The 16,666-nt window shown below is 66.1% G+C and carries 15 protein-coding genes; 6 read left to right on the forward strand and 9 right to left on the reverse strand.

Annotated features, from left to right (window positions below):
* The first annotated feature begins 188 nt into the window (after positions 1-188).
* From ACIUM1_RS00320 to ACIUM1_RS00330, 3 genes are all read left to right on the forward strand, one after another.
* A complete protein-coding gene (locus ACIUM1_RS00320) occupies positions 189-653 on the forward strand; it encodes a lipocalin-like domain-containing protein (protein ID WP_406815343.1) in 465 nt (154 codons plus the stop codon).
* Positions 654-702: 49 nt separating this feature from the next.
* Positions 703-1,464 carry an SDR family NAD(P)-dependent oxidoreductase gene (locus ACIUM1_RS00325; RefSeq protein ID WP_406815344.1) on the forward strand — a complete coding sequence of 254 codons (762 nt, stop codon included), beginning with the start codon at positions 703-705 and terminating at the stop codon, positions 1,462-1,464.
* Positions 1,465-1,532: 68 nt separating this feature from the next.
* The gene (locus tag ACIUM1_RS00330; RefSeq protein WP_406815345.1) at positions 1,533-2,177 is read left to right on the forward strand and encodes a class I SAM-dependent methyltransferase; all 645 of its coding nucleotides are present in this window, start codon (positions 1,533-1,535) and stop codon (positions 2,175-2,177) included.
* A gap of 1 nt (position 2,178) precedes the next feature.
* On the opposite strand, the gene ACIUM1_RS00335 is transcribed toward ACIUM1_RS00330, so the two are convergent.
* Positions 2,179-2,832, reverse strand: a complete 654-nt coding sequence (locus ACIUM1_RS00335) for a heme oxygenase (biliverdin-producing) (RefSeq protein WP_406815346.1) — start codon at positions 2,830-2,832, stop codon at positions 2,179-2,181.
* Positions 2,833-3,068: 236 nt separating this feature from the next.
* Between ACIUM1_RS00335 and ACIUM1_RS00340 the strand changes: the two genes are divergently transcribed.
* A complete protein-coding gene (locus ACIUM1_RS00340) occupies positions 3,069-5,351 on the forward strand; it encodes a SpoIIE family protein phosphatase (RefSeq protein ID WP_406815347.1) in 2,283 nt (760 codons plus the stop codon).
* A 57-nt stretch (positions 5,352-5,408) separates the two neighbouring features.
* Here the strand turns inward: ACIUM1_RS00340 and ACIUM1_RS00345 are convergent, their stop codons facing one another.
* From ACIUM1_RS00345 to ACIUM1_RS00365, 5 genes are all read right to left on the reverse strand, one after another.
* Entirely contained in the window at positions 5,409-5,975 is a 567-nt protein-coding gene (locus ACIUM1_RS00345; RefSeq protein WP_406815348.1) for an FKBP-type peptidyl-prolyl cis-trans isomerase, read from the reverse strand.
* 52 nt (positions 5,976-6,027) lie between these two features.
* A complete protein-coding gene (locus tag ACIUM1_RS00350; protein ID WP_406815349.1) occupies positions 6,028-6,381 on the reverse strand; it encodes a DUF732 domain-containing protein in 354 nt (117 codons plus the stop codon).
* 125 nt (positions 6,382-6,506) lie between these two features.
* A complete protein-coding gene (locus tag ACIUM1_RS00355) occupies positions 6,507-7,685 on the reverse strand; it encodes a serine hydrolase domain-containing protein (RefSeq protein ID WP_406815350.1) in 1,179 nt (392 codons plus the stop codon).
* Positions 7,682-9,235 (reverse strand): biotin carboxylase, encoded by a 1,554-nt coding sequence (locus ACIUM1_RS00360; protein ID WP_406815351.1) that lies wholly within the window; start codon positions 9,233-9,235, stop codon positions 7,682-7,684. The genes ACIUM1_RS00355 and ACIUM1_RS00360 overlap by 4 nt, the downstream gene beginning before the upstream one ends.
* 195 nt (positions 9,236-9,430) lie before the next feature.
* A complete protein-coding gene (locus ACIUM1_RS00365; RefSeq protein WP_406815352.1) occupies positions 9,431-10,141 on the reverse strand; it encodes a DUF899 domain-containing protein in 711 nt (236 codons plus the stop codon).
* Positions 10,142-10,311: 170 nt separating this feature from the next.
* Between ACIUM1_RS00365 and ACIUM1_RS00370 the strand changes: the two genes are divergently transcribed.
* Both ACIUM1_RS00370 and ACIUM1_RS00375 read left to right on the forward strand, forming a co-directional pair.
* The gene (locus tag ACIUM1_RS00370; RefSeq protein ID WP_406815353.1) at positions 10,312-10,632 is read left to right on the forward strand and encodes a hypothetical protein; all 321 of its coding nucleotides are present in this window, start codon (positions 10,312-10,314) and stop codon (positions 10,630-10,632) included.
* 92 nt (positions 10,633-10,724) lie between these two features.
* The gene (locus ACIUM1_RS00375; protein ID WP_406815354.1) at positions 10,725-10,958 is read left to right on the forward strand and encodes an MFS transporter; all 234 of its coding nucleotides are present in this window, start codon (positions 10,725-10,727) and stop codon (positions 10,956-10,958) included.
* Positions 10,959-10,983: 25 nt separating this feature from the next.
* On the opposite strand, the gene ACIUM1_RS00380 is transcribed toward ACIUM1_RS00375, so the two are convergent.
* From ACIUM1_RS00380 to ACIUM1_RS00390, 3 genes are read right to left on the reverse strand one after another with little or no spacing between them, the layout of a single operon-like run.
* Entirely contained in the window at positions 10,984-14,346 is a 3,363-nt protein-coding gene (locus ACIUM1_RS00380) for an ATP-binding protein (protein ID WP_406815355.1), read from the reverse strand.
* Positions 14,339-15,073: a DUF4194 domain-containing protein gene (locus ACIUM1_RS00385; RefSeq protein WP_406815356.1), complete on the reverse strand. Its 735-nt coding sequence runs from the start codon at positions 15,071-15,073 to the stop codon at positions 14,339-14,341. Before ACIUM1_RS00385 ends, ACIUM1_RS00380 begins: the two co-directional genes overlap by 8 nt.
* Entirely contained in the window at positions 15,070-16,572 is a 1,503-nt protein-coding gene (locus ACIUM1_RS00390) for a DUF3375 domain-containing protein (protein WP_406815357.1), read from the reverse strand. Before ACIUM1_RS00390 ends, ACIUM1_RS00385 begins: the two co-directional genes overlap by 4 nt.
* Positions 16,573-16,666 lie beyond the last annotated feature (94 nt).

Below are 16,666 nucleotides of genomic sequence, written 5' to 3' on the forward strand. Positions count from 1 at the left end.
CAAGGCATGAGAAGTCCGCCGGGCACGGCTGCCGGTCGTCACCGGTGACCACGCTCACCAGTGATGACGCGGGGGCCGCTGGTGTATCGGCACGTAGTGCGCGGCATTATCGATGCGTCTGCGGCGCGCGTGCGTCGATGCGCCGTCGACGGAGTCGAGCGGACAGCACATGACGAAGGGGCGCCACGATGACCACACTCACCACGCAGGGTCTACGTGAGTACCTGGTGGGGGCCTGGACGCTGGAGTCCTTCCAGAGCTCCGACGTCGATGACTCGAACGTGCGTTATCCGCTGGGAACCGACGCCCGCGGAATCATCATGTACACCGCCGACGGCTACATGTCCGCCCAACTCATGCGCGCGGACCGCGCGCCCATCGCCCGCGGCGATCTTCAGGTCGCCGACGACGACGAATTGGCCGCGGCGGCCAGGGGATATCTGGCCTACGCCGGCCCGTACAGCGTGCTCGACGACGGCGTGATCGCCCACCACGTCGACGTCAGCCTGCTACCCAACTGGATCGGCGGAACACAGTACCGCGCAGCACAAGTCGGCGATGGCCGCTTGCAGCTAGGCCCCACCGAACCCGTGCTCATCAAAGGCAAGCTCCGCAACGGACGCCTGATCTGGCAGCGCGCGAAACAGGAATAGCCCGGGAACAGTACGCCCGAACCCCGGCCGCGCAGCTCAGGAGAACCGAATGGGATTGCTGGACAACAAGATCGCCGTCATCACCGGCGCCAACTCGGGTATTGGGCTGGCCACCGCACAGCGTTTCCTCGCCGAGGGCGCCGACCGCGTGTTCATTACGGGCCGCCGCCAGCCTGAACTCGACACTGCGGCAACCATCTTGGGCCCGCGCGCCACCGCAGTGCGCGGCGACGTCGGAGCGCCCGAGGACCTTGACCGGCTCTATGCCGAGGTTGCGACCGCCGGCAGGGGCCTCGACATCGTGATGGCCAACGCGGGGTCCACCAGGGTGGCGCGACTGGGGGAGATCACCGACGACGATCTCGACGCGCTGCTGACCACCAATGTCAAGGGAGTCGTTTATACCGTGCAGAAAGCGCTGCCGCTGCTCAACGACGGCGCCTCGATCATCCTGACCGGCTCCACCACCGCCGACCGGGGCCGCGCCGGGCTGAGCATCTACGGCGCCACCAAGGCGGCCGTTCGGTCACTGGCCCGCGGCTGGGCCAATGAACTTGCCGACCGCAACATCCGGGTCAACGTAATCGTGGCCGGGTCCACGGCCACCCCGGGAAGCGACGCATTGGCCGCGCAGACCGATCCCGATGCTTCGATCGAAGAGTTCCGCGCCGGCCGCATCGCCACCATCCCGCTCGGCCGCTTCGCCGATCCCACCGAGATCGCCAACGCCGCAGTCTTTTTGGCCAGCGATCTGTCCAGCTTCACCACCGGATCCACGGTCACCGCCGACGGTGGGTTCAATCAAGTCTGACTGGTTCCGAAGAGTCATCGTGCGTAAATGGGTGGCGATCCGCTGGCGATTCGATGAAGATTGATGGGATGTCGCCCTCTTCCCCGGCCTTTGCCCGGGACCCCGCCACGGCAGCCTACTACGATCAGCGCGCCGCCGAATACGACGAATGGTATTTGGAGCAAGGGCAATTCGCCCAGCGTGACCGGCCAGGGTGGAGCGCCGAAGTCGATCGCGTGGTGCGGCTGGTTGCCGACCTGCCAATCGCCCGCACGTTGGACGTCGCTTGCGGCAGCGGGTTTCTGACCCGCCACCTACGTGGCGTCGTGGTGGGAGCGGACCAGAGCCCGGCCATGGTCGAACTGACCCAATCGCGGTTACCGCACGGCGTGGCAATCGTGGCTGACGCCTTGTCGTTGCCTTTTGCGGGCAACGCCTTCGACCGAGTTCTGACTGGACACTTCTACGGGCATCTTCCCGCTGATGAACGTCACGCCTTTCTGTGCGAGGCGCGCCGAGTGGCGGGGGAGCTGATCGTCATCGATTCGGCGCTTCGCGCCGGAGTGGAACCCGAACAGTGGCAAGAGCGAATCCTCAACGACGGATCGCGTCACCGCGTCTTCAAGCGCTACCTCAGCGGTCAGCAATTGGCGGACGAACTCGGGGGAGAGGTGCTGTTCGACGGCACCTGGTTTGTCGCCGCGCAGGTTCATTGGGGCCGCTTGCCGGCATGATTCAGCGCCGATGCTGCTCGATGCCGTCCGAGAGTTCATCGAAGATGGCTTGGTTCAGGCCGAAAGCATATTTGACTTCGCCGACGATGCGATCGATTTCGAAGGCGTCGGCGCGCAGCGCGTCGAGGCGGGCCCGATAGCCGTCCTTGTACGGTTTGGGCCGCACCGGGAATTTGTAGAACGCCAGACCGTCGCCGCGAAGACCGAAGGTGCGTTCCAATATTTTGCCGATGCCCCGGCCTCCGGAGAGATCCCCGAGATACCGCGTGTAGTGGTGGGCCACTACCGCGCCACCCCACGTGAGAGCGGCGAGCCGGTCGGCGTAAGCCGTCGCCGCGGGGGAGTCGACCTTGCGTGCGGCGCCCTCGGGTAGCCAGTGGTCGAGGTCGGCATCGATCGCCGCCAGCCGTTCCAGCGCGGGGTCGTACACGGCGGCGACCATGGAGTCATCACGACGTGCCCGCACGACGTCCTCGAGCGCGGCGTACACCACGCGCAACCGCAACAAGTAGTCGGAATATCCCGCCGCGCCGATCCGCCCGGCCAGCAGCTCGACCATGAATGGGCTCTGCTCGGCGGCGTCATGTTCGGCCGCCGAACCCTCCTTCATCGCGACCGACAGACGGCGGCTGGTTGGGGCGGCGATCGAGGACATGACCTGCCCAGATTACATTGATGATTGCGACCGGGCGGCTGCTGCGGCGGAGGCGACCACAGCCCAGACCCCAGTAATCTGTCGGAGAGGGAAACTCCTTGAGCGGATAGGAAATCCGCGCCGGAGAAATACGCTCGGAAGTGCGCACCGCGGCCGACCTGGTCCACGATGGGGACACATATTGATAGCTTGGAGGTCTGGCTGCTACCCCTCACCACTCCGATAAAGCCGCTCGCGTGACCAGCGACGAGGGGCCCGTCGCGCCATCGGCACCCGCGGATGCACCGATCGACGAACTCGTACCCGTCGGCACCCCGATCGACCTGGACAACTGTGCGCGTGAGCCGATCCATATTCCCGGCAGCATCCAGCCGCGGGGTGTGCTTGCGGTGGTGCACCAGCCGGCGTTCGAGATCCGTCAGGTCAGCGCCAATGTCGCCGACCTGCTCGGCCGTCCCGTCGACGCCGTCCTGGGCCGGCACCTGTCGGCGCTGATCGGTCCGGAACAAGCCGCCCGCATCGAGCGGGCCGCGGCGACCTTTGGCAGCCTGCGCCAGAACAACCCGCTCGAGTTCACCATCGAGATGGCCGGCGAATCCCGCGCCTTCGACGCCATCCTGCACCTTGAGCCCGGCGGAGTGCTGCTGGTGGAGCTCGAGATCGCCTACGGCGAGCGGCCTTTCTCGTTCCCCAATACCTATCAGGCGGTCCGCGGCGCGGTAGAGGAGTTGAACCGCGCGTCGACGCTGCCCGAGCTGTACGCCACCGCCGCACGCGCCGTCCGCGACCTGACCGGCTTCGACCGGGTGATGGTGTACCGCTACGACGAGGAATACAACGGCGAGGTTGTCGCCGAGGCCAAGCGCGACGACCTCAACTCCTTCCTCGGCCTGCACTACCCGTCGACCGATATCCCGGCGCAGGCGCGCGCCCTGTACGAAAAGAATTGGATCCGACTGATTTCCGACGTCGACTACACGCCCGCACCGCTGGTGCCGAGCATCGACCCGGTGAGCAGCACGCCACTCGACCTGACGTACGCCACGTTGCGCAGCGTTTCGCCCATCCACATCGAGTATCTGCAGAACATGGGTGTGCACGCCTCGATGTCGATCTCACTGCTGCGGCAGGGGCGGCTGTGGGGGCTGATCGCCTGCCACCACTACGCAGGTCCGCACCTCCCGCCGTTCGGCTCCCGGGCGGCGGCCGAGTTCCTGGGCTCGACCCTGTCGCTGCGGCTCGTCGACCGGTTCGAGGACGAACAACTGCACCAGCGACTGGCCGCGCAGGCCGTGCTGACCAAGCTCACCGCCGCCACGCTGGATGATGGCGAGCCGCTGTCGGCGGCATTGCTGGGCGCGCCCGACCTACTCGACCTCGTGCCCGCCGACGGCGTCGTGATCAACATCGGGGGCGATCTGCGAACGCGTGGGCCGGTACCACCGCCGGACGTCGTATCCGCCGTCGCCACCTGGGCGCGTGACGTCGACGACGAAATCGCGAGCAGCGAGTGCCTGTCCCGTGCCCTGCCCGAGCTCGACCTCGATCCGCAGGTGGCCGCCGGCGCCCTGGCGCTCAACCTGCCTGACGGCCAGTACGCCATCTGGTTCCGGCGCGAGGTGCTGCGTTCGGTGGATTGGGGCGGCGATCCGTACAACAAGGCGATCGCAGTCAGCGAGGGCGATCAGCTTCGACTCAGTCCGCGCAAATCCTTCGACCGGTGGCGCGAGATCGTCCATCAACGCAGCGAACCGTGGTCGCTGAGCGAGAACGAATCCGCCGGATCGTTGCGGCGCCACCTGGTCGAGTCGCTGTACCGCCGCACCCGCGGAGCGCTGCGCGTGGCCGAGACGCTGCAGCGCAGCCTGCTGCCCGAGTCGATCCCGATACTCGAAAGCTGGGAATTGTCAGCGCATTACGAGCCGGCGTCGGGGGACAACGTCGGCGGCGACTGGTACGACGCGTTCGAGCTCCGGGACGGCCGGCTGATCGTGCTGATCGGCGACGTCGCCGGGCATGGCATCGCCGCGGCCGGCACCATGGCGGCGCTCCGCAACGCGCTGCGCGCCCAGCTGTTCGCCGGCGCCGCACCGGCCGAAGCACTGGGGCAGCTCAACGACTTCTGCCTGCACATGCTGCGCGGAGCGTTCGCCACCGTCATCGCCGCGCGGGTCGAACTCGGCTCGGGTCAAGTGGAGGCTGCGTCTGCCGGTCATTTGATGCCGTACCTGACGAACTCGACGGCGGCGGTCGCAGCGCCGATCAGGCTCTCGCCACCGATCGGCGTCAAAGGAGTCAGCTACGCCCCCAGCACCTTCACCGTCGAACGCGGGCACGGCTTGGTCCTGTTCTCCGACGGACTGGTGGAACGCCGCGGTGAATCGATCGACGACAGCCTCGACCGGTTGGCCGCAACCCTCGGCCGCTCTTGCGACGCGTCGGCGACCCGGATCTGGACGGCGATGGCATCGGACCACACCGACGACGACGTCACCATCATCACGCTGCACCGCACGTGAACTCCGAAGCAAGGGCACCGGTTCCTCGCCATCCGATGAGGCTCAGTGCGTCGCGGGTCAGCTGGAAGCGCTGAGGATCTTGATCGCGAACACGAGCGAATCGCCGGGCTGGATCCCCGCGCTGGGCTGGCCCTGGGGGTAGCCATCCGCCGGGACCATCGCAAGGGCGACGGTGGAGCCGACCTTTTGCCCGGCGATGGCCTTCTGGAAGCCCGGCACGACTCCGGTGAGGGGGAAGTCGACGGGCGCGCCGCGCTGGTAGCTGCTGTCGAAGACAGATCCGTCACGTCCATTGACGCCCATGTAGCAGACGGAGACCCTTGCGGTGCTGGACACCACCGGTCCGTCTCCGGCGTGCAGCGTGTGCACCTGGGTCTGGCTCACGCTGAACGGTGTTGTCACGGTCACCAGCGGGGCGGTGGTATCCGTGGAGCCGGTGACCGCGACGCTGCCGGTGGTGCCGCTCAGCGTCCAGTCGGGCGTTGCACCGTTTGGCGGTGGCGTGGTGGGGCATGAGCCGGCCGCGGTGGCGGTGCCCGCGGCAGCGAACGCCATGACGGTGGCCGCGACCGAAGCCACGAGCGCGACGGAGGAATACAGCCGGGAGGACTTCACGGCCGACACGCTACAGCCACCTGATGCGCCAGCTGCCGTAGGCCTGTGCCGGATGGCCCGGTCAGGTGCACAGGCTGGGGGCGTCGCACACATTGCCGGGGCAATAGACCGAGTGGGCGGCGTTGACCAGGCTTCCGATGTCTAACAGCGTCACGCCCTTCGTGTCCAAGCGGGCGTGCAGGTCGTCGGCGATCTGTTGGGGTGTCCAACCCCAGGTGAGGTCGTAGCACACGTCGTGCGCCTCAGCGATGAGTGCCTCTTCCGTCTTGGGCGGCCACGTGAGGCCCACGGCACGTAATTGTGCGAGGTACGCGTCATCTTGGGGGGTCGCGCCCGCAATGCCGGCGCTGCTCAACAATGCAGCGAGAACCATAGTGGGGACAGCGATTCTGGCCAGCCTTCGAAGTGAGGGCATTTGAATTCCCTTCCAATCTTCGTGGCGCGATCACAGCCGCCAAAAGTGCGCCGTAGCAAAGCAAGACAGTCAGCAGAATAGCCGCAGTTCACTCAAGCGGCTCGTCGAATTTTCAACGTGGATGTCTAGCGGGAAATGCCGGCCAATTCGCGGGCCACGGCATCGAATGCGCGCAACGTATCGAGCATGTGCGGCTCATGGGAATGCGGCTGGGTGGACAGCTTGGCGGCGACGATATCCGCGGCGCGGTTGACGTAGATCATCTGGCCGCACATGCCCAGGCACAAGGCGACGTTGTTGCCGGGGTAGGGGAGCCACACCTGGTTGCGGTACATCCCGCCGGGCAGTTCAGTGTCCTCGGGGCAGGCGGCGAAAGCCGGACGCGAGTCGGGGCCGCCGTCGAGGGTGTCGGCGATCCACGCGGCCGGCACCACCTGCTGGCCGGTGAGCGAGACACCGTCGCGCAAGAACAGCGACCCGAACCGGAGCATGTCGGTGAGGCAGGCGCTGATGCCGCCGTCGAAAAATCCGGTGCCTTCCGAGTCGACGCCGATGGTGGCGTCACTTTGGGCGCCGATCCCAGCCCACAGCAGTTCCGACATCAGTCCGGGCATCCGCCGGCCGCCGGCGACCTCGCAGATCCAGCCCAGCACATCGGTTTCGCACGACCGGTATTCGAACGGGCCGCCGTGAGCGGACTTCCGCCGCAGGGTCAGCAGGAAATCTTGCAGGGTCGCGGGAGCGTCCGGATCGTTCCTGGGCGCCCACCCCATCGCCTGGTCGAGACGATGTATCTCCGCGGCCGGATCTTGGTAATTCTCCGAGAACTCAATTCCCGACCTCATGTCCAGCAGGTGACGCACCGTTGCACCCGCGTAGCCGCAATTCGCCAGTGCGGGAACGTAGTCCGTGACCGGCGCGTCGAGCGCGATCGCGCCGGCGCCGTGCAGCGCGCCGACGACCGTCGCTACCAGCGACTTGCTCACCGAGAACACCAGGTGCCGGGTGTCAGCCGCCATGCCGTTGAGGTACTCCTCGACCACCATCGAACCGCGGTGGGCGACCGCCCAGGCGTCGGTAGCGGTGGCGGCGATGACCGCACCGACGGTGGTGTCCGTCCCGTTGGTGTTGGTCACCGAAATGTTCGCGAGGGGAGCGGGGGTCGGGGATATCGCCGCGACCGGTCCGGTCCCGCGCGAGATCAGCGCGGTGGGCACGAAATCTTCGACGTGCTGCAATGACCATTGCGCATAGGGCTCCGACAGCCAGTTATCCAATGAGATACCGGCCGGGGCGCCTTTCACGCGCGTGCGACGAGCCGAGAGACGATCGGCGCGGCTGGTGTCAGGGGCGTTGAGGTGAACTTCGCCTTCATGCCCTTGACCCAGCGCTGGCAGCGCTCGCTGAGCTGATAGTCGTCCGTCTGCAGGTGTGAGCGGGTGACCAGCACGCCGAGTTGGGCGCCCTCGGAACGCAAGTCGCCAGGCGCCGCGACCCGCATGTAAAAGGCCTCGGAGCCGTCGAGCAGCGTGGCCCAGTCGTTGGCGGTCCGCGAAAAGGAGACCCGACCGTCGTCGTCGATGCGCCATACCCCGGTGCGTGGCGTCGCGGTGAAGATCTCGACATTCGGCGAGGTCTCGGTGAGTATCACCTGGCCCCAGACCTCGTCCTCGCCATAGCCGCGCTCCCAGCGCGCGTTGATCTCGTCGATGTCGAGCTCGTACTCCACGTCCATGTATTCGAGCAGGTGAAAGAGGAACAGCGGCATGTCGGCGTAGGCCTCGGTGGTCAAGTTCGTCATCGGGCTGGCGCCGCTCAGCCGCGGATTCACCTCGCCGAGGTAGAGCTCGTCGGAGTCGAGGTCGTGCAGGAGGTCCACCTCGAAGTAGCCGAGGTAACCCTCGCGGCGCATCACGTCGCCCAGCTTTGTCACCATTTCTCGGGCGGCGTGCGTCTGGGCGGGCGGCAGCACCTCATGCCAGATGTCATTTCCACACCAGCTGCCCCGGCTCGGCGTCAGCTCCGAATAGCCGACGAGACTCGTCATCGCGGGGCCCACGACGGTGCCGTGGCGGGTCACGGCACCCTCGAGGCACACCTCGACGTTGCGGATCCGCTTCATGACTTTGAGGTCCTGCCCTGCCAGGTCACCGGCGTGCTGGTCCCAGTCGCGTTGACCGTGCACAAAGAACGTCCCGCTGCCGGCGTTGCCGTAAGCGATCGAGATGACGAGGTCATCTCCCAAACCGGCGTCCTGTGCGAGCGCCAGCAATTCGTCGTAGGAGCCGGCCCGTCCGATCGTGTTGGGCACGCTGGGCACCCCCGCGTCGTTGGCCAGCCGCGTCATGACGATCTTGGAGCCCAGACGATTGCGCAGCTCGATCGGCGGATGCATGACCTCGAGGCCTGCCGAACGGGCGAGGGCCTGGATTTCCTCGTTCATCATCACAAAGCAGCACTTGCCGCCGGGACCTTTACCCGCGATGAACTCGAGGGTCTCGGGATCGGACAGCAGGTGGCTGCACACCTCGTCCATGGAATCGAAATCACGGCGGTCGCGTCGCCGGGGGACGAACACACGCGAATGTGTGCCCTCGAAAGAATCAAAGTAGGTCAGGTAAAAGAAGTTTCGTATCCAGCGGTCAACGCCGAGCAGGTTGAACGGGGTGGGCGAGATGAAGTAGAGCGGCACCTTGTTCGTGTGAAAGAACGCGCGAATATCCGAGAGACCGTTCAGCACGCGGCGCGGCTGGGCGCCCGTCACGTCGGCCGCGCTGACGTCGAGGCCCGCCACCGAAGGGATAGCGCCCCGGTCAGAGGTGGTGCGGTCAGCGCAACGGCGATGGAATGACATACCTCCATTCGACAAGTGTGCGCCCTGTCGGCGCCCGTGTCGAAGCGTGGACAATTCCGAGCGCCAACAGGCAACCGGACCCTTCATAGCGAACCTGCGGTTATGGCGTTGCGTTACAACAGTTTTGCCGCCCTGCGCGCGAGCAGTCCACACCAGCACAACGCCACCACCTCGCCGGCTCGCTGGGGGCCGCGCTCACTCGACGCATGTTCGACCTGGACTAGATCCGTAAACCGCCGCAATAGCGGGGGAGTCGAGCCATCCCGAGTACGTGGGCCGCGAGGGCCACCCTTCGGGCGAGTCGAGCCACTCCTCTTGGCGACCCCACGGCAGGATGTCGATCAGCCCGAAAGAGTGGCTGAGTTGCTCGGTGCCTCGCCCGTTCGTGTGCCACGTGCGGTACACCGTCTCGCCGTCACGCAGAAACACGTTGACCCCGAAGCCACCGCCGGGCGGCGCATCCATGTCGGCGGCAAAAGTGCTCTGCGACGACGAATACCAGTCCATGCCATTGCCGACCTTGTGCTTGTACACGAGCGCTTCCTCGATAGGTCCGTTCGTGACGATGACGAACCGGGCGTCGTAGTTGTCGAGGAACTCCAGTCGGGTGAATTGGGAGGTGAATCCTGTGCATCCGGCGCACTGCCATTCCGCCCCGTCAGACCACATGTGGTGGTAGACGATCAGCTGGGACCGGCCGTCGAACACGTCGGCCAGGCGGATGGGTCCGTTGGCACCGACCAGGGTGTAGTCGGCCAATTCGACCATCGGCAGCCGCCGTCGCTGGGCGGCGATCGCATCTAATTCGCGGGTGGCGGCCTTTTCTCGCCGGCGCAGTTCGTCGAGCGCCGCGCGCCAGGTTTGGTGGTCGACGACCGGCGGCAAGGCCGTGTTTTTCGGGGGCATGGCTCCCACCTTTGCTCTCGAGTTGTCCCTCCGGAAGGTCTGACTGGCGAACCGCCCGAAAATCATCGGCACACTGGCTTAACCTCTACTCGGTCGCGAAAAACACTCTTGACCCGAATGCCCGCTACTGGGTTCGATATTTCGATATCGCAGACGATGGGAGGCCTCCGATGAGGACGCTAGTTCGCCAATTCGTAGTCATCGTCATGTTGGTGCTCGCGTCGGCCGCAGCGGTGACGATCATGACGCCGGCGGTGAGCAAGGCCGACTGCGGCGACGGCGAGTGGTGGGACCCCACCGGCAAGGTCTGCCGACCGCTCGGGGTCGGGCCGCAACCCCTGGCGTGCGATCCGGGCCAATGGTGGGACCCGACGGCCAATGTGTGCCGGCCCCTCGGTGTTGGGCCGCAACCGCTGGCGTGTGACAACGGCTGGTGGTGGGACCCCGGCGCCAACGAATGCCGTCCGCCAGCGGTACCGCCGGCCGGCTAGTACCCGCACGCGGCGTGTGGCAGCTCCCTTGGCGGACTGCCGCGATCGCTTGACGAATCGCCCGACGCGAAACCCCAAGGCCGACAACCGCGATGCGATGGGTGGCGATGAGCGCGGTCCGGCGGTCAAGGCTGCGCACCGGCGGCCACAGTTGGCAGCTCTATCAAGATGTGGGACAACCGGACTCGTTCATCGAGAGGTTCACCGTAGCGTCCTGGACCGAATTCGAACGCCAGCGCACGGAACGCTGGTTGGCCTACGATGCCCAGGGCACCGCCGAAGCCGTCAGCTACACGGTCGACCACACGTGTGCCTCGATGAGTTGACGCTCGCCGCGTCTCGGCGACGGCATCACACTCCGGCCGGGACCAGGGCGGCCGACGCCCGCATCTCGTGGCGCAGCGCGGTGAAGTCCGTGATCGTCTTTGTAGTCACGGTCGCCACCGGGCGGGCGTTGCGACCGGTGGCTTCACGCTTGGACACCATCACCACGCTATCGATGTAAGGCTGGATGGTCGTCGCGTTCTGCACGGTTGCCACGATGACGAGCTGGAACCCGAACTTGCGGAACGCCTGCAAAGCCTGCTGGGCGAACTGCGGGTCGGATTTGGAGAACGCCTCATCGAGCATCAATTGGGCGAAAACGGGTTTGTTGTCGGCGCTTTCGGGGTTGGCGAGGTTGAAGCTCAACGCACCGGCCAGGCAGAAAGCCATCAGCTTCTCCTGCTCGCCGCCGGAGTTGTCGCCGGCGTTGCTGTGGGTGCGGATCAGCTCATCACTGCTGACGTCCCATTCGGCGCAGTCGAAGGTGAACCGGTTGCGGACATCGAGGGCGTCGCGGGTCCAGGCCTTGTCTTCCGGTGCGGTCGACGCCAATCGGTTGCGCAGCCGCAAGATGTCGGCGTACTGGTCCAGGATCGCTTGCTTGTCGCCGAGACCGACCTCGGCGATGCGCCGAGAGATGGCCCGGACGATCTCGGTGAGTTCGGCGACGGCGGTCAGGCTGCGCGCGGTGGCGCGCAGGGTGAGCCGGGTGCCGCGGTTGAATTCCACCGCCCCCAGGCCGGTATTGACCCGTTCGATCTGCTCGCTGATTCGTCGGGCTTCTTGCTCGGCCACCCGGTGCAAGGTCAGGATGGCATCGGGCGCCTGCTCGGTGACCAGCCGCATCATCCGCTCGTAGGCCTCGGGCAGTTCCCGCTCGTCGATATGGCGGCACAACGCGACGTAATCGTGCACGCGTTCGTCGAACACGTCGCTGTCGTTGGGGATCGCATCGGGGAACGCGGTGTCGAAGGTATTGAGGATGCGCGCCAGCTCATCGTATGAGCGCCTGCGGCTTTCGCGCAGTTGCTCGCGTTCGCGCCGGATCGCGGTGAAGACCGCGTCACGATGCGGTTCGGGGTTGAGCATGTCCAGGGCAACCGGCACGTCCGCGGCGTAGCGATTCAGCAGCTCCGTCAGCGGCTCGGACACGAACGCCGGGGCGAGCCGTTCCTGCAGTTCGAGCAGCCGGGTGCGGCGACCGTCGAGATCGTCGCGGCGGGTCTGGATGGCGCCGCGTCGGGTCATCAGCGCCTGGATCTGTTCCCAGCACTCCTCGGCGCGGGCGGTGAGCGCCTCGATATCGGGGTTGTCGGCCAGCAGCAACTCGAACTGCTCTCGCAGCCGGTCGGCGTGCGCGTCGGCGGTCTCGGTGTCGACGTGGGTCCACTGCTCGAACTGATCGCAGATCGCCTTGAACGCCGCGGCCCGGTCCCGCCACTGCTGGCGCTCGGCGGCGATCTCGTCGGCGACACTGCGGGCCCGGCGAAACGCGTCTTCGGCATTGGCGAGATCCACGGTCAGTGCGTCGACCTTGGCGGCGACATCGCCCTGGTAGATATAGTCGGCCTGCTTGAGCGGCCGGCGGTCGTCCTTGATGGCCAGGCGCTCGGAGTCCTTGTACAGGCCGGTGTCGGTGACGGCGCGCCGGAAGCGGGGGAACACGTCGGGGGTATCGACGCAGATGTGGTCACCGGCGGCGGCGATGACGTCTGCGGCCTCGGCGGCGCAGCCATGGGCCGGGTCGACCACGAACAGCTTGCCAGCCAATGTGTTTGGCTCTGCTTCGGTGACCGCCGCGCCGATGAACCTGGCGCGGACGTGATGCAGCTGAAGCCGGCCGCCCATGTTGGTTTCGTTGACGAACCGCAACACTGCCGCGTAATGACTGTCGGGGACGAGCAGCCGCAGGCCCACGCCGCGCAGCACCTTTTCGACGGCGACGCGCCACCGGCTCTGCTCGGGTCGCAGATCCATCAGCTCGGCGATGTAGGGCAGCTCACCGGGGTCGATACCCACGGCGGCGCAGATGTGTTCGCGCACGGTGAGCGCGAATTCCGGGAGCGCCGAACCGACGCGCTCGACACGCTTGAGTTCCTTGGCGGCGTCGTCACGGGCGATGCGGGCAACCTTCTGGGCGTACTCCGCATCGGTCGAGGCTTCCCGTCCGCGATCCAGTTTGGCCAACAGCTCGGTGGCCCGAGTGCTGAGTTCCTCGCGCAGATTCCAGAACTCTTCGGCGGTGTCCGGGACATCGAGACCGTGCGCGTTGAGCATGGATTCGTAGGCGGTGCGCCGCCGCGATACCTGTTCGGCGTGCGCTTCGGCGCCGGCCACCTGCGACTGCAGCGGCCCCAGGCTGGTGCTGGATCCGCTGATCTGTGCGTTCAGCGAATCACCTTCGGCCTTGGCGAGATTGAGCTGGCGGGTGACGTCCTCGTATTCATTGCCGAGTTGGTCGATGGTGGCGTCGAGCGATTCGATCTGCGCCGGGCATTGCGCGAGCCGGACGTGATCGGTGTAGGCCCGGACCATCGGCTGGTCGACGAGATCGATGATGCCCAGGTCGGAAGACTCCGAGGCGTAGCGCTGCTGAATCTTCTCGATGTCGCCGAGGATCTTGCGTTTGCGTTGTGCGACGGCCAGCAGCTCGCGGGCGTCGACCAGCGGGTCGATCTGCTTGAGCGCCTCGGGCAGCCGAGTCAGGCTGGTGGGCTCGTCGAGCATGAATTCTCGGACGAACTGCTCAAGCCCACCAACGCTTTTCAGCGATTTTGCCTTGCCGAGCAGCTGCTGAGCGGCGTCGGAGGCGCGGATGCCGATGGTGGCGTACAGCTGGGCGAGATACTGCGACTCCACTTTGGTGGAGAACCGCCAGTCGTCTTTGAACACCGCGGCATCGAAGCGGCCCGCGGCCCAGCGGTTGCAGACGTTCTCGATATCGCGGTCGCCGTCGGCCAGCACGAACCGGCTGGAGGAGTCCGATCGCGATTCGCCGGTGAGCCACTTGAGTACCAGGCCGGTAACGGTGCGGCCGGTGTTGCTCGTGTAGGTGACGGCGATCGCCGACCATGCGGTGCCGTCGCCCCGCAGGTACATCACCTTGCTGGTGCCGGCGTCGCTGCGCTGACCCCAGGCGCCGCGGACGTATTTGTCGACGGTACGCCGCCCGGCGCTGGACCCGGCGGCGGTGTGGTCACCGGAGGCGTTGAAGTTGCGCCGGTTGAACGGCAGAAAGCCCAGTGAAATAGCGTCCAGCAGTGAGGATTTGCCGCTGCCGGAGGCGCCGGCGATCAGTGCGCCGCCTTCGCTAAATTCGATGGAGTGATAGCCGTCGAAGACGCCCCAGTTGATGACCTGCAGACGGGACAGGTGGAACTGTTCAGTCATCCTCGGGTTCCTCCTCGTCGCCGGGGCCCTGCTCCGCGGGCATGCCACCGCCCAAAAGGACCTCGAACTGCTGCTGCAACTCGGTGATCACCGAGGCCGTCATGACGGCATTGATGACCGGGCTGACGGTATAGCTGTCCTCGTCGTCGCGGGTTTTGCGCAATATCTCCAGCGATGCCAGCCGTGCGATGGCACCATCGATGCGCGCGGTGAACGTGACGGCATCGCGGTCGACATCGTTGAGCACGCCGGCGAACAGCCCGTGCATTTCGTCGCGGCTGATCACGACGGCCTGATCGCCCGAGGCGCGCATTATCTGCGCGAGGTGCAGCGCCAGGATCGAGTCGTAGGTGCCCAGCGGTTCACGACGCAAAAGCTTTACGCCCCGGGCAGATTGGTAGCGGGCTTGTTCGACGAACGCGACCCCGTCAGTGTCGGAGGAGCCCTCGACGATGCGCAGTAACAGATCCAGCTCTGACAGCCTGACCGACAACTGGGCTCGGTACTCCAGCACCCAGGTGTAGACGTCACGGTCGGCTTCGGCGCTTATGTAGCGGCGGGTCAGCAACTGTTGCAGCGCCCAGCAGGCCCGGTCGGGAAGTTCGGACACGTCGCCGTCGAACCGGGGTCGGCGCTGATGCGGGGCGCGGGCGGTCTGGTCGACCTGGGGGAGCGCGGAGAACCCGCTGTAGTCCGCGGTCTTCTCAAAGGTCTCTTCGACCGTCACGCGGTAGCTCCCAGCAGGGTGGAAACCGGTTCGGTGAACATCAAGCGCGGCACCTCCATTTCGCGGTCGCGTCCGTCCAGGGACTGGAAGCGGACGGTGACCGACTCGGAAACCTGCGAGGTTTCCGGTTGTTTGAGCGCCCAGGACCACAGCACGATGACGTGACCGAGATAGGCCGAGTCGAGCATCGCGACCGCATCCGGCAGGGACAGCTGGGTCCCGGAACTGATTGCGCTGTTGATCATCTCGGACATCGCGGGCGCGTCTACCTGGGTAGTCAGCGCGGCGAAGCTGGTCAAGTCGACCTCACCCTCGGCGACCTGGGCAGGCTTTGGATTGGACAAGTCACCGATCCGGAAGCTGAGCGCGCCGACCGAACTGAACGCATGTCGGGCCAGGGGGAGTTCGATGTCCAGCCGGGAGTCGGTCAGCGAAGCTTTGAGCAAGTTGCGTGCGGCGCCGATGGCCTCGTTGAGCTGACGGGCCACACCACGGCGCTGTTCGAGGGTGCCGAACGCGGTGAATCGCTTGACGCGTTGCGCGCAGCGCTGCTGGATGCGTTCGACTTCATCGATCTGATGACCGACCAGTTCGAAGAAGCCGGCCATCACCTTGCGCAGGGCGGGATCGAGGGCCGGCAGGGCTTCGGCAACCGCGGCGACGTCGGCTTCGAATTCTGCGCGCTGGTCGGGGTCGTTGATCATGCGCAGGAACGCGCGGTGCGAGTCGCGGCCCTGCGAATCCCAGGCGGCCTCGTAGTCGGCGTACATGCGGCGCTGGCGGTCGCGGTATTCGACATTGCTGTCGATCGGCTCGTCGAGTGCCGCGGTGGCCCGTTCGATCATGGTCCCGTACTGGCCGATGTCGGTGATCAGGCGCTCCATCTGCAACGCGATGGCATGGGCTTCGTCATAGGCGTCGGTCAGGTCGACATCTTGGCTGCTCGCACCCGAGGCGACGTCCTGATCTAGTGCGCCGAGTTCGGCTTGTAGGGCGGCGATTTCGGCTTCAATACCGGCGCGGATGCGGTCGGGGTCATTGCCCACCCGCAACGCGACCTGCTTGAGCCGGGACGCGATGCCGTTGATCGAGCCGCCGGTGGCGATCGTGTCCTGCCGGCGCATGCCCCGCAGGAAGTCGAGCGCGCGGCGGGCCTCCTGGGTCAGGTAACACAGGTTGCGTTCGATGCCGGAGCGGGTGTCGGCGACCCGGTGCAGCCAGCCCTGGCTGGCCCAGGACTTGATCAAGGCCAGGCCGGACTGCTCGCCGACCTGATCGAGTTCGGCAAGATCGCGTTCGAGGCGGATGACGAGGTCGGTCTCGGGGACCACACCACCGCTGAGCTGACGCTCCATCAGAGTCGCGTAGAGGTTGAGGTTCAGCGTGGACAGCAGTCTGACCGTCGGAGAGCCCTGAAGGCCGCGATTGAGTTCGAGCAGGTCGGCAGGCGACAGCGTGGTGTCGTCGTCCAGCACATGCCCTCCGTCTCGATCGATCATGTCTCGGACGATCCAAGATAGGGCACGGAGCCGACAATCGGCGTCCGGCTGCTGGGGTGTCGGGGGATGAGTTGGTTCAGCGTGTCACAGTGGT

Source organism: Mycobacterium sp. M23085 (assembly GCF_045343915.1).
In the GTDB taxonomy this organism is placed as follows: Bacteria; Actinomycetota; Actinomycetes; order Mycobacteriales; family Mycobacteriaceae; genus Mycobacterium.